20 protein-coding genes are annotated in these 24,115 nt (G+C 41.3%); 14 read left to right on the top strand and 6 right to left on the bottom strand.

Annotated elements, in window-relative coordinates:
• Nucleotides 1-89: 89 nt before the first annotated feature.
• From lnt to AC438_RS01325, 4 genes are all read right to left on the bottom strand, one after another.
• On the bottom strand, nt 90-1,646 hold the full coding sequence (lnt, locus tag AC438_RS01340; protein ID WP_053979482.1) for an apolipoprotein N-acyltransferase: 1,557 nt from the start codon (nt 1,644-1,646) through the stop codon (nt 90-92).
• A gap of 71 nt (nt 1,647-1,717) precedes the next feature.
• Nucleotides 1,718-2,578 (bottom strand): HlyC/CorC family transporter, encoded by an 861-nt coding sequence (locus tag AC438_RS01335; protein WP_082353862.1) that lies wholly within the window; start codon nt 2,576-2,578, stop codon nt 1,718-1,720.
• Between the two features lie 154 nt (nt 2,579-2,732).
• On the bottom strand, nt 2,733-3,281 hold the full coding sequence (gene ybeY, locus AC438_RS01330; RefSeq protein WP_053979481.1) for an rRNA maturation RNase YbeY: 549 nt from the start codon (nt 3,279-3,281) through the stop codon (nt 2,733-2,735).
• Nucleotides 3,274-4,308, bottom strand: a complete 1,035-nt coding sequence (locus AC438_RS01325; RefSeq protein ID WP_053979590.1) for a PhoH family protein — start codon at nt 4,306-4,308, stop codon at nt 3,274-3,276. Before AC438_RS01325 ends, ybeY begins: the two co-directional genes overlap by 8 nt.
• Before the next feature lie 441 nt (nt 4,309-4,749).
• Here AC438_RS01325 and trmH point away from each other — a divergent pair, with 441 nt between their 5' ends.
• Genes trmH through AC438_RS01305 form a run of 4 tightly spaced genes read left to right on the top strand, consistent with a single transcriptional unit; the run spans nt 4,750 to nt 8,343 of the window.
• Nucleotides 4,750-5,478 (top strand): tRNA (guanosine(18)-2'-O)-methyltransferase TrmH, encoded by a 729-nt coding sequence (trmH, locus tag AC438_RS01320; RefSeq protein ID WP_053979480.1) that lies wholly within the window; start codon nt 4,750-4,752, stop codon nt 5,476-5,478.
• Entirely contained in the window at nt 5,471-6,184 is a 714-nt protein-coding gene (locus tag AC438_RS01315; RefSeq protein ID WP_082353860.1) for a pseudouridine synthase, read from the top strand. Before trmH ends, AC438_RS01315 begins: the two co-directional genes overlap by 8 nt.
• A complete protein-coding gene (locus tag AC438_RS01310) occupies nt 6,166-7,950 on the top strand; it encodes an alpha/beta hydrolase (protein WP_053979479.1) in 1,785 nt (594 codons plus the stop codon). Before AC438_RS01315 ends, AC438_RS01310 begins: the two co-directional genes overlap by 19 nt.
• A 27-nt stretch (nt 7,951-7,977) precedes the next feature.
• Complete coding sequence (locus AC438_RS01305; protein ID WP_238376295.1) at nt 7,978-8,343, top strand: rhodanese-like domain-containing protein; 366 nt, start codon at nt 7,978-7,980, stop codon at nt 8,341-8,343.
• A gap of 149 nt (nt 8,344-8,492) precedes the next feature.
• On the opposite strand, the gene rep is transcribed toward AC438_RS01305, so the two are convergent.
• Nucleotides 8,493-10,517: a DNA helicase Rep gene (rep, locus tag AC438_RS01300; RefSeq protein ID WP_053979587.1), complete on the bottom strand. Its 2,025-nt coding sequence runs from the start codon at nt 10,515-10,517 to the stop codon at nt 8,493-8,495.
• Between the two features lie 285 nt (nt 10,518-10,802).
• Here rep and AC438_RS01295 point away from each other — a divergent pair, with 285 nt between their 5' ends.
• Entirely contained in the window at nt 10,803-11,819 is a 1,017-nt protein-coding gene (locus AC438_RS01295) for a Gfo/Idh/MocA family protein (protein WP_053979478.1), read from the top strand.
• An 80-nt stretch (nt 11,820-11,899) separates the two neighbouring features.
• Here the strand turns inward: AC438_RS01295 and AC438_RS01290 are convergent, their stop codons facing one another.
• Entirely contained in the window at nt 11,900-12,280 is a 381-nt protein-coding gene (locus AC438_RS01290) for a DUF6746 family protein (protein WP_053979477.1), read from the bottom strand.
• 260 nt (nt 12,281-12,540) lie between these two features.
• On the opposite strand from AC438_RS01290, the gene AC438_RS01285 reads away from it, so the two are divergent.
• The 9 genes from AC438_RS01285 to AC438_RS01245 all read left to right on the top strand — a co-directional run bounded on the left by AC438_RS01285 (nt 12,541) and on the right by AC438_RS01245 (nt 24,101).
• The gene (locus AC438_RS01285; RefSeq protein ID WP_162230672.1) at nt 12,541-13,206 is read left to right on the top strand and encodes a response regulator transcription factor; all 666 of its coding nucleotides are present in this window, start codon (nt 12,541-12,543) and stop codon (nt 13,204-13,206) included.
• 96 nt (nt 13,207-13,302) lie between these two features.
• Nucleotides 13,303-13,599, top strand: a complete 297-nt coding sequence (locus AC438_RS01280) for a DUF2218 domain-containing protein (RefSeq protein ID WP_053979475.1) — start codon at nt 13,303-13,305, stop codon at nt 13,597-13,599.
• A gap of 245 nt (nt 13,600-13,844) precedes the next feature.
• Entirely contained in the window at nt 13,845-15,224 is a 1,380-nt protein-coding gene (locus tag AC438_RS01275) for an MATE family efflux transporter (RefSeq protein WP_053979474.1), read from the top strand.
• An 858-nt stretch (nt 15,225-16,082) separates the two neighbouring features.
• Complete coding sequence (locus tag AC438_RS01270) at nt 16,083-17,975, top strand: IucA/IucC family protein (RefSeq protein ID WP_053979473.1); 1,893 nt, start codon at nt 16,083-16,085, stop codon at nt 17,973-17,975.
• Nucleotides 17,965-19,866, top strand: a complete 1,902-nt coding sequence (locus tag AC438_RS01265) for an IucA/IucC family protein (protein WP_053979472.1) — start codon at nt 17,965-17,967, stop codon at nt 19,864-19,866. The genes AC438_RS01270 and AC438_RS01265 overlap by 11 nt, the downstream gene beginning before the upstream one ends.
• A gap of 138 nt (nt 19,867-20,004) precedes the next feature.
• Nucleotides 20,005-21,150, top strand: coding sequence for an AMP-binding protein (locus tag AC438_RS01260; protein ID WP_156316958.1), 1,146 nt, complete (start codon nt 20,005-20,007; stop codon nt 21,148-21,150).
• Between the two features lie 36 nt (nt 21,151-21,186).
• The gene (locus AC438_RS01255; protein ID WP_053979470.1) at nt 21,187-22,479 is read left to right on the top strand and encodes a DUF6005 family protein; all 1,293 of its coding nucleotides are present in this window, start codon (nt 21,187-21,189) and stop codon (nt 22,477-22,479) included.
• A complete protein-coding gene (locus AC438_RS01250; protein WP_053979469.1) occupies nt 22,476-23,354 on the top strand; it encodes a sugar phosphate isomerase/epimerase family protein in 879 nt (292 codons plus the stop codon). Before AC438_RS01255 ends, AC438_RS01250 begins: the two co-directional genes overlap by 4 nt.
• A gap of 9 nt (nt 23,355-23,363) precedes the next feature.
• The gene (locus tag AC438_RS01245; protein WP_053979468.1) at nt 23,364-24,101 is read left to right on the top strand and encodes a type III PLP-dependent enzyme domain-containing protein; all 738 of its coding nucleotides are present in this window, start codon (nt 23,364-23,366) and stop codon (nt 24,099-24,101) included.
• Nucleotides 24,102-24,115: the final 14 nt, after the last annotated feature.

Raw genomic sequence — 24,115 nt, 5'->3', positions numbered from 1 at the left:
CTGAAATTACTTTTCTGAGTATAGCCAAGCTTTTTCACTGTGCGTTTTTTATGCAGAAATTTAATCCTTTACGGATTGGGAGGTTATTTTTAGCTGATATTATGCAGAGAGTTATAGCGCTTTTGACTCATAAAGCTGCAAGTGAGTATTAGAAGTATTAACAGTACCATAGGCCAAGACTGCCAGAGCATAAAAGGTGTTACGCCTTTCATTCTCACGACTTCACCTTGCAGCGACTCTTGAGTAAATCTGCCGCCTTTTAATTCAATACCCCCTTTGGGGTTAATAATACCGCTCACTCCGTTATTCGTAGAGCGAATCACATAGCGCCCTGTTTCTATTGCGCGCATACGGGCCATATCAAAATGTTGTAAAGGGCCATTAGATAAGCCAAACCAAGCATCATTACTAATGGTTAATATCACATCTTTTTGTTGTGTTAATTGTGCAATGAGGTCGGGATAGACAATTTCATAGCAGATAGCGGCGGCAATTAATACGCCGTTAGCGTTTAAGCCACTTTTGCTGTAAGGGCCTAAATGAATAATGGAGGTGGGTAAATCAAAAAAACTGATCAGTCCGCGCAGCTGTTCCTCAAAAGGGACGTACTCACCAAAAGGGACTAGGCGTTGCTTAAAGTATTCTCCACCGCCTGCACCTCTGGCAATAATCGCGTTGTAATACTTATAGGCGGCAAAATCATCATAAATAATGCCCGTAATAAAAACGGTGCCACGGGCTTTGGCAAAGCTGTCAATTTGCTCGAGTAGCTCGGTGGCTTGATGGTAAGGGTAGGGAATAGCCGCCTCGGGCCAAATAACCCAATCGAGATCCCATAACGGTGTGCTTAAACGGCTAAATGTCGCCAGTGTTTTACTGTGATGAGCGGGGTCCCATTTGTGCTCTTGTGGAATATTGGGTTGCATTAAACCAACACTGATGGTGTGAGGTTTAGGTTGTGTCCAGTGAATAGTTTTTAAGCCTAATCCACCCGCCCACAATATTATGACCATGCCAAAAATGGCGCCAATAGCTCGTGGGTTTGAGTGGCGTTGCCGTATGTATATGCGTAGACCAATGAGTGCACTAGCAGTTAATGCAGCGGCCAAGCTGACGCCAAAAATGCCAAAGAGTGGAGCAAAACCGCTCAGTGGCGTATCGACATGCGCGTAGCCCACATATAGCCAAGGAAAACCGGTAAACAGCCAGCTGCGCAACCACTCACCAAAAACCCATAAGGCAGCAAAACCCAAGGTTTGCCCCATTATGTGATGGCTTAAAAAGCGCCCATAGAAATAAAATGGCGCGGCAAAGACCAGCGCCAAGCCGATCACAAACAGCGCCGTGAGTACGGCGGCAAGTATTGCTGAGCTACTACCAAATTGCGCTATGGCGACGTAAACCCAGTTGACGCCTACACCAAAGAGCATTACGCCGCAGCTAAAACCTAGGCCCATTGCCAGCTTTGGGCTGGCGTTGCGTAAGCTAAGGCCCACCAGTACCAACCCTATAATACTAGCTGGCCAAATATGATAGGGTGCCATGGCGAGGGGTAAAAGTGCGCCACCGAGGCCTGCGCTTAGTATGTTCAGCCACAGGTGATACTGGCGGGGAGTATTTGCCAAGAGTGATTGCTGCCAGCGCATGAAGAGTCAGACCTTAAAAATCGTAGGGCCAAGGTCGGGCCTATGCCCGTTACCTTAGCTTTTTAGGGGAGTTAGCCCAGTTTAGTAACGCGGATAAGATGTATTTGACGGCTATCGGCGTACAAAATGCGGAAGCGGAAGTCTTTGAGTTCTACCACTTCGTTGCGTGAGGGCATGTGGCCAAAAGCCTGCATCACAATACCGCCAATGGTATCGAAATCGCTGTCATCAATATCCCCATCAAAGAACGCGTTAAAGTCGTCAATCGGCGTGAGCGCTTTCACAATGAAATCATCGTCAGATACGCGGCGAATGAAGTCGTCATCGTCGTCATCGGTTTCGTCTTCTATTTCGCCCACAATCTCTTCAAGAATATCTTCGATGGTCACTAAGCCTGAGATACCGCCGTATTCATCAATCACAATAGCCATATGGTAGCGCTTTTCGCGGAACTCTTTCAGTAAAACATTGAGGCGTTTGCTTTCAGGGATAATATTGGCAGGGCGCAAAATGCTTTCTAGGGTGAAGGCTTGTTCGCGATTGAGAAGTAAGGGGAGCAAATCTTTGGCCAGTAAGATCCCTCTGACATCATCAATACTATCGCCAATCACGGGAAAGCGCGAATGACAGGACTCGATGATTTTGGGTAAAAACTCTTCAGGGGTCTCATCTTGTTTAATGACCACCATCTGCGAGCGCGGAATCATAATCTCACGCACTTGTAAGTGGCTCACACTCAGTGCGCCTTCAATAATCTCTAAGGCTTCATCATCGAGCAATTTGTTGCTGGCCGCCTCTTTGATAATATCGAGGAGTTCTTCGCGTGATTGCGGTTCATTATTGGTAAAGCTGTTGAGTAATTTGTCAATCCAAGAGCGCTCTTGGGGTTTGTCTTTCGTATTTGACTGACTACTCGGGGGGTCTTCTGACATGATGATCTCTTTGGGTCGCTAGTGCCGGCAAGGCGTAGAGTATTAAAGCAATTGGTAGTGCCTGCTCACTTTGTTGTGATTGGTGGGCAGGCTCAAGCTCTTTGGCGGCTTTTGTGAATGGTGACGGTTACTTTTAATGTGGTGACTGTTACCTTTAATATGATTGATCAGTATAAGGCGCTGGGTAATGAAGTGCGACTAAAATACGTGTTTCTAGTGCCTCCATTATTTGCGCTTCGTCGTTTTCAATATGGTCATACCCCAATAAATGCAAGGTGCCGTGTACGACCATATGCGCCCAGTGAGCCTCGAGGGTTTTTTGTTGCGCGCAAGCTTCACGATTAACCACTTGTGTGCAAATAATCAAATCGCCTAAGAGCGGCTCTTCGATAAAATCGGGTAGATCGCTGGGAAACGACAGCACATTAGTGGGAGCATCTTTGCCGCGGTAATCGCGGTTGAGTATTTGGCTCTCGGCCTCGTCTACAATGCGTACGGTGATATCACTACGGAAATGCCGATGTGCCTGAATACTGTCTGGCCCTGTGTGATGCGCAAAATTAAGTGCTTGGTTAACCCATAGCGCTAACTGAGTGTGAGTGGGGCTAAACAGTTGACTCTCGCTAGCGTGCTGCACATCGACACTGGCGTCAGCCGTTGTGTGGGTATCGTCGCCGCTAGCGTTATGATCAATATTACTCATCAGAGGTGTCGCCTACTGTCAGTGCACGCTCGGCTTTTTCGCGGCGTCGCTTCTCAATGGCTTGTAGCTCGGCCTCGCTAGCCTCATAGGCTTCTACAATGCGCTGCACGATAGGATGGCGGACAACATCTTTGGAGGTAAAGTAAGTAAAGCTAATGCCTTCAACATCTTTTAATACACTCATTGAATGCTGTAAGCCGGACTGACTGCCGCGGGGTAAATCAATTTGGCTGGGGTCACCGGTAATCACCGCGGTCGTTCCAAAGCCAATACGGGTTAAGAACATTTTCATTTGCTCGCGCGTTGTATTTTGGCTTTCATCTAAAATAACAAATGAATTATTGAGCGTGCGGCCGCGCATATAGGCTAAAGGCGCAATCTCAATTACTTGTTTTTCGATCATTTTGCCTACGGTTTCAAAGCCGAGCATCTCGTACAGTGCATCGTACAATGGGCGTAAGTAAGGGTCGACTTTCTGGCTCAGGTCACCGGGTAAAAAGCCCAGTTTTTCGCCGGCTTCCACCGCAGGGCGCACGAGTAGAATGCGCTCGCACTCATCGCGCAATAACGCTTCAACCGCGCAAGCAACGGCTAAGTAGGTTTTGCCTGTACCAGCAGGCCCTATACCAAAGTTAATATCGTTGCGGCGCACAGCCATGACATAACCTTGTTGATTAATACCGCGCGGCTTAATGGAGCATTTTTTAGTGCGAATTACAGGCGCTAAGGAGGGCTCTTTGGTCGATGTGATCGGAATAAAGGCATCAGCTCCGGCTTCTTGCAGCGCTAGATGCACTTCTTCTGGGCTGATTTCACCATCATGTTCGGTTAAGGCATACAGATCGATCAATACTTTTTGTGCTATCTGAGTGCCTTCTTGGCTACCGTGAACGCTAATGTCGCCGCCGCGCTGATGGATTTGCACGCCTAGACGCGCTTCAATTTGTTTTAGGTTGCCATCGAGGTTGCCGCTAAGATTATTGAAGCGGTAGGAGTCGGCGGGCTCTAGCGTAATAGCCAGTGTCAGGCTCTTAGCCGGGGTGGGTTCAGGGGAGGTGTTTGCAGATTGAGATGCAGTCGATTCAATAGCCAAAGGGTTAGCGTCCAACAAAAAAGTGAAGGTGTAGATTAACTCATTTTCAAGTGCCTGAAAAACGCTTTTTCGTCATGCGTGAAAAGCTGGCCTAATCGATAATCACCAAACCCTCCGAGCTAAAAAAGATCAAAAGTTAGCGGCCTAGGCCTCTTTTGCGTAGAATGCACAGTACAATAAATATTGCTGATCAAAAAATACACAGGTGCGTGCTAGCCCTGCTAAACCGGTGTTGCATGACATTCAAGTGAGGCTTTGCACACAGTTATCAACAGAATCTGTGGGTAACTTTTGGCTCAAAAGTAAGGCGAATCGACCGTTAGTTTTTGGTGCTTGGCAAGTATTTTTTTAATGATGAAACTTGTAGGAGTCACCATGACACCCGAACGCTATGCAAAAATTTGCGCTGTACTTGATAAGCGGCAGCCCGATTTAACTGTGGTCGCTGATGAGGTACATAAAGGGCGTAACATGGCGGCCATCGTGAGGACATGCGATGCCGTGGGGATCCCCAAAATTTATTCGGTCGTGCCTGAGGCCGGTTATAACCCCTATCGCGGTACCGCCTTGGGGACAACCAAGTGGGTAGAGGTCGCTTTGTGCCAAGCGCTGGTGACGCCCTTAGATGCACTCAAAAACCAAGGTTTTCAAATTGTGAGTACCGCGCTAGAGCCCTCGGCACGCGATTACCGAGAGGTTGATTTTACTCAGCCTACAGCACTGGTAATGGGCAATGAAAAACGTGGTATTAGTGATACCGCTCGTGCCATGACGGATGTTTTTGTCACCATTCCGATGGTGGGGATGGTTGAGTCATTGAACGTATCGGTGGCAGCAGCCATTATTTTAAACGAGGCACTGCATCAGCGCCGCAGGGTCGGCATGTTAGATCAGCCCCGCTTACCTAAGGCCACCTATGAGAGGTTGTTTTTTCGCTGGGCGCATCCGCAGGTTGCGGCATTTTGTGATGAGCGTGACTTGCCTTATCCGCCCATAGCCGCAGATGGTGAAATTGCTGATCCTGTGGGTTGGCACAGCATGATTAAGGACAAGGCGATTAAGCATAACGCGATGAATACAAAAGTGACCACGGATAATGCCTGAAAACATACCCAAAACCGCATTGCAAGGTGAATCCATTGATATTGTTTTTGATCATAGTGATTTTGTGGTGATAAATAAGCCGGTCAATATAGCGGTTCATGCACATGATGAGCCTACGCTACTCGATGCTGTGCGTGCGCATTTTGGCAGCGAGACGATTCATCCTGTGCATCGCTTAGATCTCGCTACGTCGGGTTTAGTTGTTTTTGCCAAAACAAGCGATGCTAACCGCGCGCTATGTCAAGCCTTTGCCGAGCAGCGGGTACAAAAAGTGTACTTGGCTCTAACCACGGCAAAGGCCAAAAAGAAGCAAGGCTGGATCAAAGGTGATATGCAAAAAGCGCGCGGGGGGAGCTATAAATTATTACATAGCCACCATAGTCCTGCTATCACTTATGCCTTGAGCTTTGGCAGTGAGAGTGAGCCTAGGCTGTGGCTGTTACGCCCTAAAAGTGGTAAAACGCACCAGTTGCGGGTGGCCTTAAAAAGTTGGGGTGCACCTATTTTGGGTGACAAACGTTATGGTGGCGCGCTGGCAGATCGTTTGTATTTACATGCCTTAGCGATAAAATTTACCCTAGGCGGAGCCGATTACGCCTTTGAGGTGAAGCCTGTGTGTGGCGCACAGTTTATAGGCGTGCAGGCACAGCAGCGTTTGGCGGCGCTGGGTAATGTATGGGCGCAAGCATGGCCGAAGGGATTGTGAGCTTAACCGTTGTTGTTGATTTAATAGGCGCGCACACCAGTAGGTTACGGCCTTGCAGGTTAAGTTTAATGCCGGTTGCGCTCATCAAGGGACTTATTCTTGTACTCACGACTTGGCTGGTCGGTTGTGATGGCCAGCAGGTGCATCCACGTGCAACGTTGGTGCCTTTGGCACCTATTGTATGGCGCGCTTGTGATGGCGCCGATCATGCGTTAGTCAGCAGCCGTTGTGGTCGTTATTACCCTAATAGTCATGGGGTAGGGGGTGCGGGCGCAGCGGGTGTGTACATTACTTTTGCTATTTTAACCCCGCACAGTGCCCCGGCTAATGCCGCGCCAGTGGTGTTTATGGCGGGCGGCCCAGGTGAGGGGGGCAATACCCAAGGCATAAAACTAGAGCGCTGGCGCTATTGGTTATTAGATAACTCCATACAGCGGCCTCTCATTGTGTGGGATAGCCGAGGCAACGAAGGTGCTTGGGGGTATTTTGAATGCGAGGCTTATCGGTTGTGGTCGCTCAATCAATTAATACAAGTTACCGCGCCGGCAAGTCTCGATGATGAGCGCCGTCAATTGCAGCTATGTGTTGACCGTTGGCGTCAAAAACTCGCCGGCCAAAGTTTTCAGTTATTTAACAGCGAGCAAAATGCGCGCGATATTCTAGGTGCGCTGGAGGCTTTAGAATACTCGGTGTGGCATGTTATGAGCGTATCTTACGGGAGCCGTGTAGCACAGTGGTTGGCGGCCTTGGCGCCGAAGCAAACGCAGAGTTTATTACTCGACTCCCCCTATAGTTGGCAAACAAAAAGCTTGGCCCATCACCAGCGTTATTGGTGGCAGGGGCTTGAGCGTTTTTTTACACTATGTGACGAGCAAGCTAGCTGTGCCGGTGACAGGCCAATGGCTGTGGTGTTTGATGCGGTTATAGCGCGGTTAGATAAACACCCTCTCAAGATAAAATTTAAGCTAGAAAATTACCAATATACCGCTGTAATAGGTGCCGAAGCCTTTGCACACCTGTTGTTTGCGTTACTTTACGACCCTGCGGCATATCAGCAGGTGGCGCATTTGTTAGTGACATTGGCCGCTGCGCCGTCAGTGCTGCCGGTACCGTCGCCATCTCATTCACAACCATGGCCCAGCGCTGCACCCTACGAGATACTGGCGCACATTTTAGAATTCAGTTACGGTCCCAAGGCAAACCCTTGGCTATATTGGTTAACGCAATGTAACGATAACGCCTCAAAAGTCGCGGCGCGCAGCGTAATACCACCGGTTAAATGGCGGCGCTTTCTAACCCCTGGTGCACAGCAGAAGGTATGCGAGTTAACCGGTGCGCAACCACAATGGCGGCCCCCGCCAAGCATCCCGTGGCTGCCGGTTGTTGTGATGAGTGGCGCACTAGATCCCGTAACACCCACGCTCAGTGCACAGACGCTGGCGCAAAAATACGGCGGGGTATTCATACAGGCACCTAAAGCGGGGCATGGTGTGCTTTTAACTGAGGCATGTGACAACACGTGGTTAGGTGACTACTGGCAATCACCCAAAGCAGCCTTTGCGCTCTGGCTTCAACCGAGTGATACTAACAGCCGTATCCATACTGGTATTGGCAATATTGATACAGGTAATACCAGCAACACAGCCACAGCAGAAGCTGTTAGACTTTCTGCTTTGCCATACAGCACATTGACTCAAGCTGTGATAGGGCCATGTCGTGTTGAGGTATTTGAGTTGCCTGGCGAGCCAGCGCAGGCGAAAGGTTAATCGTCAAAACATACAGAAGAGGTTATTATGACCCGTATCATTAATGTGCAACCGATCATGTTGCGTTCCACCCAATATATAGCGCTACTTGCTTTTATGTTAAGCGCGCTGTTTGTATCACAATATAATGCCTATGCAGGAGAAAAAATGACTTACTGGATTGATGTACGCACGCAAGAAGAATTTGCCGGCGGTAATGTAAAGGGTTCGGTATTAATTCCCTATGAAGTCATCACCGATCATATTGCCTCGGTTACCTCAGACAAAACAGCTGATATTCGCGTTTATTGTCGTTCAGGTCGCCGTTCAGAAGTGGCCAAAGAGGCATTAACTGCAATGGGCTACACGAATGTGACTAACGAAGGCGGTTATGAAGAAATTATATCGCGTTAATAGAAAATAACGCCGCTATTAAAAAGCCCAGCATGTGCGGGGCTTTTTTTGTGCCTTTTATGAAGGCAATTGTTATCTGTAGTTACTATCTTCTGTAGTTATTATGTTCTGTAGTTATTATTTGTCTTGATATTGTTTATAGGCAAGCGCTAGTCCTCATCAAACATTTTAAAAATATTACTCACCGTTTCACTCGCTTTTTGTTGCACTTGTGCAGCACTGGCTTGACCAAAGCCTTCCATGTCTAAATCTTCTTCAGGAATTTCTTCAATAAAGCGGCTTGGAGAAGTTTCTATTTTTTCGCCAAATTGTTTACGGCTAGCACTTAACGTCATTGTTAATGTTTTTTGTGCGCGGGTAATACCTACGTACGCTAAGCGACGTTCCTCTTCAATATTATCTTCATCAATACTGTTGCGATGGGGTAGAATTTCTTCTTCCATACCTACTAAAAATACATGTGGAAACTCCAAACCCTTGCTTGCATGCAATGTCATTAGTTGTACTTTATCGCCTTCGTCCTCGTCTTCTTGTCGCTCCATTAAATCCATTAATAGTAATTTGGCGATCGCATTTTTAACATATTGTTCGTTGTCTTGTGCATCATCATCGCGGGCTATGGCATTGGCAATATTGTCCATCAAATAATGCACGTTCTGCATGCGTTTTTCGGCCACTTTGGCACTGCTTGCATTTTGGAAAAGCCAGCCTTCATAATCAATATCATCGATCATTTCTCGCATTGCCTCAACGGGGTTATTGCTATGGCAATTGTTACGCACACGGTTTAGCCAGCTCGAAAACTCACGCAAGCGCGCTAAACCCTTTTCTGGCACTAGCGTTTGTAGGCCAACTTCGTCGCACGCGGTTAATAAACCAATCTCACGCTCGGTCGCATAGCGCCCTAAAGACTCTAAAGTGGATGTGCCAATTTGCCTGCGTGGTGTATTAATGACACGTAAAAAGGCATTGTCATCATCGGCGTTAACCAATAAGCGCAAATACGCCATAATATCTTTAATTTCGGTACGCGAAAAAAAACTCGTGCCGCCACTAAGGGTATAAGGGATTTGATTTTGCTGTAGTTTAATTTCCAATATACGACTTTGGTGATTACCACGGTATAAAATGGCAAAATCTTTAAAGCTTAAACCCCGCCGCATTTTTTGATTAAGAATCTCCATCGCAACACGCTCGCCTTCGGCATCATCGGTGGGGCAGCGTATTAAACGTAGTGGGTCGCCCAAGCCAAAGTCACTCCACAGTGTTTTGGTAAATTCGTGCGGGTTATGACTAATGACGGCGTTAGCAACGCGTAAAATACGCGCTGTCGAGCGGTAGTTTTGCTCAAGCTTGATCACCTCTAGTGTAGGAAAGTCTTGCTTGAGTAAACTTAAATTTTCAGGCCTTGCGCCACGCCACGCATAAATACTTTGGTCATCATCGCCCACCACGGTTAAGCCACCTCTATCGCCCACTAAAAATTTGACGAGCTGATACTGGCTTTCGTTGGTGTCTTGGTATTCATCTACCAATAAATAGCGCAGCTTATGTTGCCAGCGCTCAAGAATAGTGGCGTGCTCGTTAAACAGTTTAACCGGCAGGCAAATTAAATCATCAAAATCAACCGCGTTATACGCTTGTAAGGCTTGGTTGTAGCGCTCAAACACATGCGCAATATGAAGCTCTAGTGGGTTATCGGCTTTGCTAATCACCTCTTGCGGGGTGATCATGGCGCTTTTAAAGTGTGATATTTCACTTTGCACCATATCAACATTGTCGGTATCGAGCTCGTTTTGTTTGAGCATAATCTCTTTAAGTAAGCCTTTGGCATCTTCGGCATCAAAAATAGAAAATCCACTTTTCAAACCTAATGTTTTATGCTCTTTGCGGATAATGTTCATGCCAAGGTTGTGAAAAGTCGACACGGTCAAGCCGCGCGCCGCTTTGCCTTTAACGAGCTTGCTAACACGCTCTTTCATTTCGCGGGCGGCTTTGTTGGTAAAGGTGACGGCGGCAATGTTGCGCGCACTCATACCACATTGCTCAATAAGGTAAGCAATTTTACGTGTGATAACACTGGTTTTGCCCGAGCCAGCACCAGCGAGGACTAAACAAGGCCCAGCAATATAATGCACGGCCTGACTTTGGCGGGGGTTAAGTTTGGTGGCCATAGTGACTACAATAGGGTAAAAATGGGTGCTATTTATACCATAAATCGAAGTTTTTTTGATGCGCTTTTCGCTTTGCTGGGCTATTAGTGAGCGTCGTTGCGCCGCTCTCTTAGTGGTATGCGCCGATACCCAGTGTTGATGCATATTGGTCAGTGAGTGTCGTACATACAGGACTAACACGGTTACCGTCTCTAAAGTCACACGGTTGCTGTCTCTAAAGTCACAACATAGGCGCGATCATAAGCGAATTAAGACCTAATTAAGATAAATAAAGGTAGAGTAGTAATGAGTAAGTTATTAAATGTTGGCGTGCTAGGCGCCGCTAAAATTGCAAAAACACACATTATCCCTGCTATGGGTCGCGTTGAGGGTTTACAGTGTTGGGGGGTGGCCTCGCGCAGCTTATCTAAAGCGCAAGCGTATATTCAGTCATTAGACGGAATAAGTGCAGCGCATACAATGCAAGCGCTAGAGGGCTATGAAGCGCTTATTAACCACCCCGATGTGGATATTATTTATAACCCGTTACCTAATGATTTGCATGTCGAGCTGTCATTAAAAGCGTTGGCTGCTGGCAAACATGTGCTATGTGAAAAACCACTGGCTTTAAACGCGGTAGATGCTAAGCGATTAGTTGATGCTAGTCGCCAAAAGCCAGCGCTTAAAGTGATGGAAGCGTTTATGTATCGCTTTCACCCTCAGTGGCAGCAGGTGCAGCGCTGGATTAGCGATGGCGAAGTTGGGGTCATTCAAAGTGTCGCTAGCCAATTTTGTTATTGCAATACAGACCCTGCCAATATTCGTAATAACCCTGCGGCAGGTGGCGGCGCGTTAATGGATATTGGTAGTTACGGTATTTCGGTGGCGCGCATGATACTCGCTCGTGAGCCCAGCAAAGTGGTTGCGAGTGCGGTCATGCATCCAGAGTTTGCGGTAGATGATATCGCTCATTGTTTAATGGACTTTGATGGGGTGAGCGCTACCGTTATGGTCGGCACCAAAACGCAGCGTAATCAAAGCGTCACTATCGAGGGCAGCAAAGGCCGCATTGTTATGACGCACCCGTTTTATTGTGACAAAGACGATGAGCGCACTATTTCGTTAATCACCGACAATGAAGAACAAACGTTTACCTTTGGCAGTCGGGTCGATCATTATCAGCTTATGCTCGAAGCCTTTGTGCAAGCCATTAATACAAACGCTGAAGCCCCCATTACCCTCAGCGACTCGCTAGCTAACATGGCTGTGATCGATGCCGCTTTTGACAGTATTAAAACGGGCGCTTGGGTGACGGTGGGGTAGCTGGGTTGGTTGGATCTAGTTCGGTTGGGGAGGGGCGTAATCCTCGTCCCCTTTCAAGGCACGCGGCAATACTCCTATTTTCAAGGGATGATATGAGTAGCTATTCCCAAGTATTTTTGACCTTCGTATAAAGACTCCTTTATTTTTCCGTGCTCAGAGGCCTTATGCAGCTTTTCGAGCTGAGGGGCCAGCGCGGCCATTTCCGTATTAATTTTTGCCAATGCATTTTCGAGTGTATAAGTCATTTCATGTATTTTATGCATATCTTCGTAGGTAGGCTCCCCCTTGTTAAGGATGACAGCTATTTTAGCGTTTAGCTGGCTAAAGAACATGACAGCTTCTTTGAGGTTAGCCACTTCTTTACCTTGAAAGTGATCATATTCGGGCATTGTTTCTTCTGCTTGACTTAAGGCTGCCGTCAATAAAGTAGTGGTTATGATTATTTTTAAAAAAATTTTCAATGGATCATTCCTCTTAATAAATAATAACTTTCTTTGTTCACCTTATGTATTAGCACGCCAAAAAAGCTAAAACTTGTGTTGTTCATCACTCGTTGTTGTAACAAATGTAACGCAAAGGAATAAGGTGTTAATTTTTGTTGACAATAGTAATGAGAATTATTACTGTTTGCAAGGTGTTCTTTTTACGGATTAAATAGATTATGCATGTCAGTAAGCCGAATGTGAGCGCGAGAGTATTATTTTTGGGGCATCCTCTCAATATGCGTGCTCAGCGATTAATCGACCTATTCAATGTGCAGGGCTACAGTGTGGAGGTTAAACCTTTACAGAGTATCGATAATAGTACGTCGTTTACTCGTCTTTTAGACTCCTTTGAGTTAGTACTCATAGAGCTTAAAGCACCGAATATAAAGCTATTGAAAATGGTACGACTGATAACCGATAAGCCACTGATTGTTCTGGGGGTGGGGGAATCTCATTGTGAACGTATCGAATGCCTGCAACTGGGTGTTGATGACTGCATTGCCTCGCCTTATAGCCCCATAGAGGTTGAGCTTAGGGTTAAAGCTATTTTAAAGCGATCACTTCATGGTGTTGTGGGGCGTGTAAATAGTTATGAAACATGTAAGTCATTGATTGCTGAAGCTGGCATGAGTCTAGACCCTCAGACTCAAACGATTAATATTGGTAGCGAAGAGCTCGTGGTCACACAGGTGGAATTTAAACTGCTATGGCTACTGGTATTGTATAAAGGCCGAATACTGAGTAAGCCCTATACCTATCAGAGAGTGCTAGGGCGCGAGTATGGTGCTTTTGATCGCGCTATTGATATGCATTTAAGCCGAGTAAGAAAAAAATTATCAACCATAGGCTTCGCTGCTGATCGTATTAAAACAGTCAGGGGGCAAGGTTACGCCTTTTGTTAGTCAGCTCAATACTCGCCATAATACTATCGCTGTTAATTTGGCATTAACTGGCATGTACTATGGCGCGTTTTATGATAAATAATTTTAAAGTGATAAATGATGAATTATCAAAAAATAAATCAAGCTACAGCATATGTTTCGTCTGAAAAATCTGGATTTCTTATGGCCAAATTATCACGTCATTTTTCTCATAAAATTGATGTTCAATATACAGAGAAAGCGACAGTTATGACTTTTAGTATTGGTGTGTGTAAAATATTCATAGAGAAAAATTTATTACGAATAGAATGCGCATCACCTTCTGTAGATGAGCTAAAAGAATTAATGGATGTTATTAAATCGCATTTTGATCGATTTGCCAGCAAAGAAGGCGTTACTGTTACTTGGTCTTAGTTAAATCATTTAATTCTTTTTAGTCATCATTGTGCCACTGTCCAAAAAATTAAAAAGTACTTAATAGGATACTGACAGATTATTATCTGGATGTTTAAGCGGCGAACTTTGTAGAAAAAGAAAGCGAAAAATAAAGGGCAAAATTTTGCAAGCATACAGTCGAGGAGCATTAAGTTATAGATGGCCTAAACGGCCTTGTTGATTATTTATTACTGCCTAGGGTTGATTAATATTAATACCGCTTCATGTACCGTAAAGTAGTTGAATTCATGTCTAGTCAAGTCTCTTCACCCAGTTTTCATAGCCACTCAGTTATACGCATTTTTTTTCGCTATGTTATTCCCTCTATCCTTAGTTTATTGGCAATATCAACAGCCAGTTTAATTGATGGATTTTTTATTGGTAATTATGTGGGTACTGAAGCTTTAGCAGCTATTAACCTGCTTATGCCATTCTTTTCATTGTTATTTGGTATAGCGCTAATGCTAGCAGTAGGTGGCGCTATTAAAGCGGGGCTCTATATTGGCGCCAAAGAGTATCGTTTAGCCTCTGAAATTTTTAGCAAAACGCTGATGGCTGTTTTTATAATAACCGCGTGTACGGTGCCTATAGCTTTATTTTTCGCTCAGCCGTTATTTCTCATTCTGGGTGCAGATCCAGAACTTATCCCTTGGATGAATGAATATTTCAACGTCATAATATATTCTACGGTGGTGCAGCTTTGTGGTTTGGTTCTATACTATTTTTTGCGCGCCGATGATTATCCGGAGCTAGGCATGCATGCTTTGCTACTCGGAGCAGTGGTTAATATAATACTCGATAGCGTTTTTGTGTATTATTTTAATTGGGGGCTACAAGGCGCTGCTTGGGCAACTTTTATAGCGCAATCTATGCAGATTTTACTGCTGGCTCGATATTTCTTTATGAAAGAGCATCGGCTAAATATAGTGTGGCCTAAAACATCGTGGCTAGAACTGCTGCATACGGCATACAATGGGTTTTCTGAATTTGTTAATGAGTTTTCTATTGGTGTTGTTATATTGGTTCTTCATTGGATTGTTAATACGCAAAGTGGAGTTGAAGGAATTGCAGCGTTTAGCGTCATTAATTATCTTATTTTTGTGAGCTTAATGACATACTATGGTATTGTTGATGCCATGCATGCAATATTGGCTCCTAATATTGGCGCTAGACGGTTTTCTAGGGTCTTTGATTTTATGTGTTTGGCTGGTTTTTCCATCTCTATTCTAAGCCTTTTATTTTTATCGTCGATTTTTATATTTAGAATAAATATTGTAGAATTTTTTCTTAAAGATGAGGCTGTAGTCGTTGCCGATTTAGTATCTGAATTCATATTTTTAATTTGGCCTATATTTATTTTTAACGGATTTAATGTGTTGATATGTGCCTATTTAACATGCGCTCAAAAGCCTTTGCACTCAACTGTTATAGCGTTGCTACGCTCGTTATTTTTGCCCATTATATTGGCATTAATTATTTATTATTTTTTTAAAGGTAATACTTATTTATATGCGTTACCTTTGGCTGAAATGCTTACCTTTTCTGTGGCTGTATTTTTTATTTATCGTTATCGTCCTTCTGAAATTAAGAAGGCTATAATTTAATAGTAAATAATATTTTTTATATGATATCTATCTATTAGATAATAGTTACTTATTAGATGATTTAATATTGATTAAGAGTGAATAGGTCAACTATAAAAATCCGTGATTGAGATGCAGGGCGATTTTATTGGCAATTTAAAAACAATATCTTTGCATGAGTTAAGTGATTAAGAGAGGCTATCATTTGTGTGCCTTTTCGGCGATGATAATGTAGTGATGAAATAGTATTGCAGATGCAGATTGATTTGTTTTTTTGAGAAAAATACAAGGAGACAGTATTGCTGATGTATTGATGTTTTCGTCACTATTCAGTCAAGCTGAAAAAATAACCTGATAGGTGACGGAAGGGTTATTTTCTAGGAATTTAAGCGCCGGGAGTGCTTATGTAGCGCCCATGGATGGCTTGAACAACCCAGACAATAATTCATGAGTGCCCAATTTCGGTATCGCTGAATAGTACTTATTTTACGAATATAATCCGCGAATAATTTCGTCGCCTGGCGCGATGAATATGCCATTCTGGCATCAGCCGCTATACTTAGGTTTTTGCGAGTGTTTTATGCGCTTAAAATATTGTTGCTTAAACGCTATAAATTTTTACTTTCATCATGGATATTTAAATAAATAATATATAAAAAGCTATATATTTTCCAATCTATTTTTTATATCTACTCTGCCTTGCTAATAGTTTTTCTTTGCTATTTATTTTATTACTTGATTTATGGTGCATATTAACAACCCTGCCTAAGTGCCAGCATAGCAAACTGTAACAAATGTAAATCTGATGAAAATAGGAATCATTTACATGTATATTTATACCTCTATCAAATAATTAATATATTTTATATTGGTATAAATATGGCATCTACCCCAAGAGCTATGGCTAATCGCGCATTGTTTCAAGCGTTTATAAACTGCTATCTTCGCGAATTTGATTCAGGTCATTGGTTGTCTTCCCATGAAGCTTTAGATGATAAGAAAAATTCAGAAAATTCTTTTTTAGTGTTAGAGCTTCCGTTTTCTAGGTTCTCTATTGTTATGGAAGTTGCTTATTATTCTGTTGTTGGATGCCATCACTTTGAGCGTATTTTTTCAAAACCTTGTAATTTAATTATTGATAGTGAGTGGGCTGAATCAGACCCGCTATTTATTTTACAGATTATAATACATGATATTTATCAATCATTTAGAAGTAGTATAGAAGGTAGCATTAATAGTGATAATGCTATAGAAAAATCAAAAGAAAATGAAATAGAGTTTTTAGCTAGGCTAGTTGATAGTGCGCAGGTGATGGCTAAATTTATATCCTCACGGTCATATGATGATGAGCTTTACAGTGTCGATTTTTTACTGACTGAGCAGTCAAGTTTATACGGTCATTGGCTTCACCCTACACCAAAAAGTAGGCAGGGTATGGCTTTTTGGGCGTTAAATGCTTATTCTCCTGAAGCTAATGGAAAATTTAAATTACATTATTTTTCTGTAGATAAAAATCTTATCAAGCAGGGTTCAGTACTAAAACATAAAGCAAGTGATATTATAAAAAAAGATTTACATTCTACTGTTAAATTGGATATCCCCGAGCATCATTTTTTGATTCCTATACACCCATTGCAGGCTTGTTTTTTGAAGTTGCAGCCTTGGGTATTAGAGCTTTTAGAGCAAGAAAAAATTATTGATCTTGGCGCGTTAGGCGTTGAGTTCACACCGACATCTTCAGTGCGAACGGTTACTCATAGAGAAGCTCAGTGGATGTACAAGTTTTCTATACCTGTAAAAATAACTAATTCATTGCGCAGTAATATGCGTGATGAGCTAGAAGATGGTATGGCGGTAGAGCGCTATCTTAGGAAATCAGGATTTTTAAAAGAAAACCCATCTTTTGGTATTGTTGATGATCCCGCTTACATCACTATAGAGCGTCCAGATCAGCCAAATGTAGAGTCAGGTTTTGAGGTGATATTACGCCGCAATATTTTTAGTGGTGAAGCTGGTAGCGGCGTTGTTTCGATTCTTGCTTTAGCTCAAGATCCATTAAGTAGCGGCTGTGATTTGAAGGTGAAAAGTTTATTGCAGCATATTATTTTTGATATTGCTAAAAGTGAAGGTCGCACCCATAAAGCTGTAGCATTAGATTGGTTTTCAAAATATTGGTACTGCTCAATTGAACCGTTAATTTTGCTGTATGACCAGCATGGCATTGCATTAGAAGCTCATCAGCAAAATAGCTTATTGGATATCTCTGGTGGCTACCCACGGAAATATTATTATAGAGATAATCAAGGTTTTTATTTGTCTTTGACGCATAAAAAAGAATTATCAGTGATAGATGAAATGTCTGCAATGTCTGATATTTTTTATCAAGATGAAGTGATATTTGAGGCTATATCTTATTATATTTTTATTAATCAATTGTTTTCTATTGTTTATAGAATGGGGGCTGATGATTTAGTTGAAGAGAAAGTATTACTCATTAAAATACGAGAGCTTCTTATCTCTATTAAAAGCAAGTTGAAGGGAGTGGGCCTTTATTTTGTTGATCATATATTATCTTGCAATAAATTATCATATAAAACAAATTTATTGGCTAGGGTTCATGATATTGACGAACTGCACGAAGGTATGGAAAGAAAAGTTTACGCGACACTAAATAACCCTTTGCATAGTCAATCATCTGTTACTTCCATAGAGGTTTTAGATTTGGGTGTTGTTACTAACTTTAACGATAAAAGAGATTGCTATGCCATATGATATTAATGATGTTGTCTATGATTTGCCTATAGTCAATGATAAAAAAATAGATAAAAATAACCGTATTTTTTCTAATGTCAAACAAATTTTATTATTTTATTTTTCCAGTGAAAATGCTGAAAATTTCATTGAGCAGCGAGTCGTTAGGCAGTTCATTGAAGCGCTTTTATTTGAAAAAATAGTATCTTTTACGTTTAATTTAAGGAAAGAAAATAAAATTTATGATGAGAGGTTTGAAAGTATATATGATAGATTTTTTAATTTTAATATCGGTAATTTGAATATTCATTGCTTAGGGACTGTAAAGGCATTTGATCGTATTAGGATAGCTGAAGGTTCGGTTAAAGTTTTTCATGAAGATGGTTATTCTGTTTTGACACTATTAAATCTCATAGGCTCTTTGCCGATGGGGAGTTCCGATAAAAAAAGAATTTTCTCTGAACTGGATCAAACAAATAAATTGTGCCAATGGAATTTCGATCACTTGTCGGTATATTCTATTGTTAGGCGAAACCTTTCTTTTCAAGATTTAGAATCGGCTATTCATGAGGGTCATTTGTATCACCCCTGTTTTAAAACTAGAACAGGCTTTAGTGTGGAGGATCATGAGCAGTATGGCCCTGAGGCAGGCAATCATTTTCAGTTGAATTGGTTGGCTGTTTCTAAAAATGTTTTAAACCAGTATCTACCTATTGATGAATCTGTTTTTTGGGTAGATGAAATTGGTAAAATTAATTATGATTATTTAACAAAAAAACTTATTGATTGTAAAGCTTCTTGGGATCAGTACTCTTTAGTGCCTATACACCCTTGGCAATTTAAAAAAATATTAAATAATGGATTGTCTAAAAAAATAGAAGAAAATGAAATAATTTATTTAGGTGCTGTAGGTGATTTCTATCAGGCAAGTCAGTCTTTGCGAACATTAGTTAATGTGACTCAGCCACATAAAGCTAATATTAAAATGCCTCTAGATGTTATTAGTACCTCTTCACACCGTAATCTTCAGCCGCATTTTGTTTGTTCGGCTCCGGTTATTTCTAAATGGTTAGGCGATATTGTTGAAAATGATAATTTTCTTAAATCAAGAGGTAATGTCATTTTATTAAAAGAGTATGCAGGCCTTTTGTATGAGCCTATTGTTAGGTCAGATGCTACGACAGAACAAGAAAAAGAAATAGATTTTTTACAAGGCCGTATTGGTGCAATATATCGAGAAAGTGTTGTTGATCAATTAAATGATGGCGATAGTGCAGTACCTTTTACAGCGTTAATGCTTATAGAGTCTGATGGCCAGCCTTTTGTTATAGAGTGGATTGAGCGTTATGGCGTAGAGGCATGGTTAGATAAATTGCTTGATGTCATGTTAATACCTATTTGGCATCTTTTAGTTAATCAAGGTATTGCTTTTGAGTCTCATGCTCAGAATTTGATTTTAGTTCATAGAGATGGTTGGCCAGAAAAAATTGCGATGCGTGATTTCCATGAAGAAACTGAGTATGTCTCTGATTTTTTAGGGAATCCAAGCTGTCAACCTGATCTTGAGAGTGTGGATCCATATTTCAAGATTATTCCTGATAATGAAGGTTATCGGATGAGCTCTGTAGAGTCTTTATCAGAGTTATTTATGGATACTGTATTTATTTATAATTTATCTGAATTATCTTTTTTACTTGAGCGCACTAAATATTATTCTGAAGTAAAGTTTTGGTCCAGAGTGAGAAAATCTCTTGACGAGTATGAGCGCCTAGGAATAACAGATCCAGAAAGAATTAAAAAAATAGGTGCTTTTAAATCTAATATTTTAGTTGAATCCTTACTGATTAAAAAAATAAAGAATGGTGATGGACTAGAATATTATTCTCACACAATAAACAACTCTATTTCTTAACGATTTTATATTTAGGAGTAAATTTTGATTTACGTTAATGATTGTTTTTTTGATGAAAATTTTTTCGAGCGCTGTAATACTGCTTTTGATCAGCATAGTATCATTTCTCAGTGTAAGGGTCGGCGTATAGCGGTGTGCATGAGTGATATTGCTACTTGGATTGCGCTGTGTTTGTATATTAAGAAAAAGTGTGGTGCTGTGTTTCCATTACCTATAGATACTCCTCTGGCGGCAGCACAAGAAAGAGCCAAGCTTGCGCAGTGTCAATATCTTATATTTGGGGATGACGCTATTGCTTCTGATGATCATTATGAGATGTTGATGGATGCTACCGAGGTGTTTTCTGGATCATTGATACAGATGAGTTCGGGCACTACTGGTGATCCAAAAATTATAGAGAGAAGCTGGTCCAGTATTGATTTAGAAATATCAAGTTACATCACGGAGGCTTTTCCTGAAGGCAATAGCATGATACCTGTCGTGGCCTGCCCCGTTAATCACTCGTACGGTTTGATCTGTGGTGTGCTTGTTGCGTTAAAGAGAGGTGTTCATCCAGTTATTGTAAGCAATAACAATCCCAAATATATTCTTAAACGAATACAGTCATTAGAAAGCTATATTGTGTACTCTTCTCCTGTTTTATTGGGTTCTATAGCAATGTTAGTAGAAGGTAATGCTCCAATAAAAGCGGTCATGACTTCAGGTAGTGTCATGCAAAAACCATTTTTTGAAAATCTTAAGCTTAAAGTATTAAATATATACCAGCAATATGGATGCTCTGAAGTGGGCTGTATTTCTTTAGCGAAAAACATCTCTTCTGAAAATGAAGTAGGTAATGTTTTACCTCACTTGAAAATTTATGCGGGTAGCAATAGCGATACTCCAAAAGAAATAGTAGCTACATTACCGGATGGCAATAAGGTTTCAACGTGTGATTTAGGTTTTTTTGATAGTAATAATATTTTACATTTTACTTCTCGTATCGACGATATGATTAATGTGTCCGGTTTTAACGTATATCCTAGTGAAGTTGAAAATATCATTTTAGGAATGCCCAATATACTTGATGTTGTTGTTTTTAAGCGACAGCATGCATTAGGGCATGATCAGGTGTGCTTAAATTATGTTTCTGATGTTGAGTTGCTAAATAGCGAAATTAGGCAATGGTGCAAATCTCGTTTATCTAGTCATCAAATACCTATGGTTATCTCTAGTGTTGATGAGATTCCGCGCTTACCCAATGGTAAAGTTAGCCGTAATAAAATAGCTGATTCACTAGCATAAATTCAATAATATTAGACTTATAACTTGGATGTATTTATGACTAAACAGCAAATTGCTATTTGTATTTTTAAGGTGTTAAGTGAGTCAATGGCTCATCCCAATTTAAAGTATTTTAATAGCGATGCTCATTTTATTAATGATTTAGCACTCGATTCATCACTACTTTTGCAGTTATTGATGTACTTGGATGTGGAATACAACTTGAGCATTCCTGAGGAAACACTCATTAATGAAAGCTTTGAAACAGTTAGGCAGGTTGTTAATAGTACCTATAGAGCTCAAAATTTTCCCTCTATCGAGAAGGGGCTTGAAGTTTATGAGGACCTTAAAGTACATTGCGTCGCGAGCAATTTAAGTGAGATCGTTAAACGTCAACCAGGTTTGGACCATCGTATTATTTATTTTTCGGTATGGGATGCCGAGGTATGCATTGATGATAATTTCATTTTAAAATATCACAGTGATGCCATTGATCATTCTCACTTTGTGGACAGTTATGAATATCTTTATGGTATGAAGGTCAAGGCGTGGTATCAACCGGATAGAACGAAAGAAGATAACATTAATACATTGATTTCATTGGTAGAAAATAGAACAGAAGATCAGCATATTATGGTGATGTTAGATATGTATCACCTGCCTAATCGAGATAATGAATTTAATAAAGATCCTTTCCCGCATTATTTGATGTTAGGTCCAACAAATAATCCTGATGAGTGGATGGTGTATGACCCTGACTATCGCTGGGAAGGCATAGCCAGCAAAGATGAAATTATCAATGCTGTTAATAAGCCTACGGTATCTGGCGGCTATATTTTTTCTGATAAAAGTGCCTCTCCTACAACACCTGAAGCTATCAAAAAATATTTTGAAAGTGGTTTTTTAATAGATTCTAATCCTGTTACTGATGCTGTTCGTGCAGTAGTTAAGGCGCATTTGGATGGTGTTAATAAGTTGGGTGATGATCTACCGCTTAATCATTTAGCAAAAGCAATTGAAGAGCTATCTATATTGGCACCTAGAAAATATGCTTATGAGCATGGTTTTGCATTTTTTTGGCGTGAATTATTATTGCCTGAGTCAGAATTTGATCACTGGTGTGATGTGATAGATGATCTCGCTAAAACTTATAAGCTTATTCAATTTCATGCAATAAAGATGTCATTCACTAAAAATCGAGAGATAGCTAAAAATATTTTTGGTCTTTTAGATCAGCAAGATGCACGTGAGTTTAATTTGAAGAACCAGCTATATGCGGTCTACCTTATCTGGTGCAAGAAAAATGTTCTCTCATACCAATCACATAATGAAACGCAGAGTACGCCATGAAATTAAATGTATGCACTATTTCTTTTAGACATCAGTTGATATCGTTCAAGAAAATTGCTTTGTGGGCAAAAAATAATGATTTTAAAGGGATAGAGTTATGGGGGGTTCATGCGGCGAATATGGTTGACGATTTAGAGTGTGATTTTTCTTGGTTAAAATCACAAAATCTTAATGTATCAATGATTAGTGACTATTTGGTATTAGAGGGTGATCACCAAGAGGCTGTAGAAAAAGCAGAGTCATTGTCTCGATTATGTCATTATTGGGGGGCGTCTAAACTGCGTACTTTTGCGGGGTCTAAAGCCAGTGAAAAAATAACTAAACAGCAGCGTCAAGACTGGGTCAAGCGTTTAAAATCACTTTGCAATGTGGTGCAAAATTTTGGTTTGTATTTGATAGTAGAGACGCACCCCAATTCATTGGCAGACTCATTAGAGTCTACATTGCAATTGATTGACGAGGTTAATCACCCTGCTTTGCGTATTAATTTTGATGTTATTCACGTGTGGGAGTCTGGTGCTGATCCTATCAGAGCAGTGAATACACTGTCTCCATTTATTGAGCACCTTCATTTAAAAAATATTGCCCATCGCTCACTGTTAAATGTTTTCAATCCGGATAATGTATATGCTCCAGCAGGAAGCCGCGAAGGTATGGTTAATTTATTTGAGGGTGAATATGATTTCCCAAAATTTCTAGATGCCTTAAAAAATAGTAGAGGGAGTCTATGGAAATCTCTTGATGCTAGTTTGGAGTGGTTTGGCCCTTCCGTTATTCCGACGTTAGAGCATGATAAGCAACAGCTTATTATGCATGGCTATAGCAATAAAAATTTTATTAGCAAAAACGATCACTCTTTAATATCTGCAGTATAGGGTCATTTTATGACAATATCTACGCCATATTATTTGATTGATCAAAAGCGAATGTTGCCGGCAATAGAGATTATGCGTTATATTCGTGAATACTCCGGTGCTAAATCGGTACTGGCACTCAAGTACTTTTCTTCTTGGTGTACTTTTGATTTTATGAGTCAGTATATGGATGGTACAACAAGTAGTAACTTATATGAGGCGCGCCTAGGATTTGAAAATTTTGGCGGTGAAAATCACGGCTACAGTGTCGCTTATGATGATGAAATTAAAGAGATAACTCAATACTGTGACAAGATTATCTTTAACTCAATTAGTCAATTAAGTCGTTTTAAAAATTTGACAAAAAATATTTCTCTGGGGTTAAGGTTAAACCCAGAGGTTGACCATTCATTTTATTCGCTAAGCGATATAATTTCTCGTTATTCTCGCCTAGGTGTGCGTGCCAATAAATTTTCAGATAAGTATGCAGTGAAAATTTATTTAGATCCCGGTGAGACTGCTGTTAAAAATTCGACATCTTTAATCGTAAAAATATTAGATGTTATTGAAAATGAATTGCTTACACTCATTGTTGATGCCGGCGTTGAAACGCATGCTTTAGATGCTTTAATTTATCAATTTTCGCCTAAGCTAGAAGGTGCAGAAGTGATTGACGAGGTAGATATTACTCGTATGTTATTTGAAGGTAAGACGGTTTATCGCGTTTTCGGTAGAACGTGTTTTTCTGGAATTTTTTTAATGGTATAAAGATGCCCTCTATT

Origin of the sequence: Marinagarivorans algicola, assembly GCF_001292705.1 — a bacterium.
Classification (GTDB): domain Bacteria; phylum Pseudomonadota; class Gammaproteobacteria; order Pseudomonadales; family Cellvibrionaceae; genus Marinagarivorans; species Marinagarivorans algicola.
The sequence above is the reverse complement of the archived record's forward strand: the minus strand, read 5'-3'. Positions and strand labels throughout refer to the sequence as shown.

Coding starts and splice junctions, on each gene's coding strand:
- lnt (WP_053979482.1), bottom strand. CDS start 1,646: ATGCGCTGGCAGCAATCACTCTTGGCAAATACTCCCCGCCAGTATCAC.
- AC438_RS01335 (WP_082353862.1), bottom strand. CDS start 2,578: ATGTCAGAAGACCCCCCGAGTAGTCAGTCAAATACGAAAGACAAACCC.
- ybeY (WP_053979481.1), bottom strand. CDS start 3,281: ATGAGTAATATTGATCATAACGCTAGCGGCGACGATACCCACACAACG.
- trmH (WP_053979480.1), top strand. CDS start 4,750: ATGACACCCGAACGCTATGCAAAAATTTGCGCTGTACTTGATAAGCGG.
- AC438_RS01315 (WP_082353860.1), top strand. CDS start 5,471: ATGCCTGAAAACATACCCAAAACCGCATTGCAAGGTGAATCCATTGAT.
- AC438_RS01310 (WP_053979479.1), top strand. CDS start 6,166: ATGGCCGAAGGGATTGTGAGCTTAACCGTTGTTGTTGATTTAATAGGC.
- AC438_RS01305 (WP_238376295.1), top strand. CDS start 7,978: ATGACCCGTATCATTAATGTGCAACCGATCATGTTGCGTTCCACCCAA.
- rep (WP_053979587.1), bottom strand. CDS start 10,517: ATGGCCACCAAACTTAACCCCCGCCAAAGTCAGGCCGTGCATTATATT.
- AC438_RS01295 (WP_053979478.1), top strand. CDS start 10,803: ATGAGTAAGTTATTAAATGTTGGCGTGCTAGGCGCCGCTAAAATTGCA.
- AC438_RS01285 (WP_162230672.1), top strand. CDS start 12,541: ATGCGTGCTCAGCGATTAATCGACCTATTCAATGTGCAGGGCTACAGT.
- AC438_RS01280 (WP_053979475.1), top strand. CDS start 13,303: ATGATGAATTATCAAAAAATAAATCAAGCTACAGCATATGTTTCGTCT.
- AC438_RS01275 (WP_053979474.1), top strand. CDS start 13,845: ATGTACCGTAAAGTAGTTGAATTCATGTCTAGTCAAGTCTCTTCACCC.
- AC438_RS01270 (WP_053979473.1), top strand. CDS start 16,083: ATGGCATCTACCCCAAGAGCTATGGCTAATCGCGCATTGTTTCAAGCG.
- AC438_RS01265 (WP_053979472.1), top strand. CDS start 17,965: ATGCCATATGATATTAATGATGTTGTCTATGATTTGCCTATAGTCAAT.
- AC438_RS01260 (WP_156316958.1), top strand. CDS start 20,005: ATGAGTGATATTGCTACTTGGATTGCGCTGTGTTTGTATATTAAGAAA.
- AC438_RS01255 (WP_053979470.1), top strand. CDS start 21,187: ATGACTAAACAGCAAATTGCTATTTGTATTTTTAAGGTGTTAAGTGAG.
- AC438_RS01250 (WP_053979469.1), top strand. CDS start 22,476: ATGAAATTAAATGTATGCACTATTTCTTTTAGACATCAGTTGATATCG.
- AC438_RS01245 (WP_053979468.1), top strand. CDS start 23,364: ATGACAATATCTACGCCATATTATTTGATTGATCAAAAGCGAATGTTG.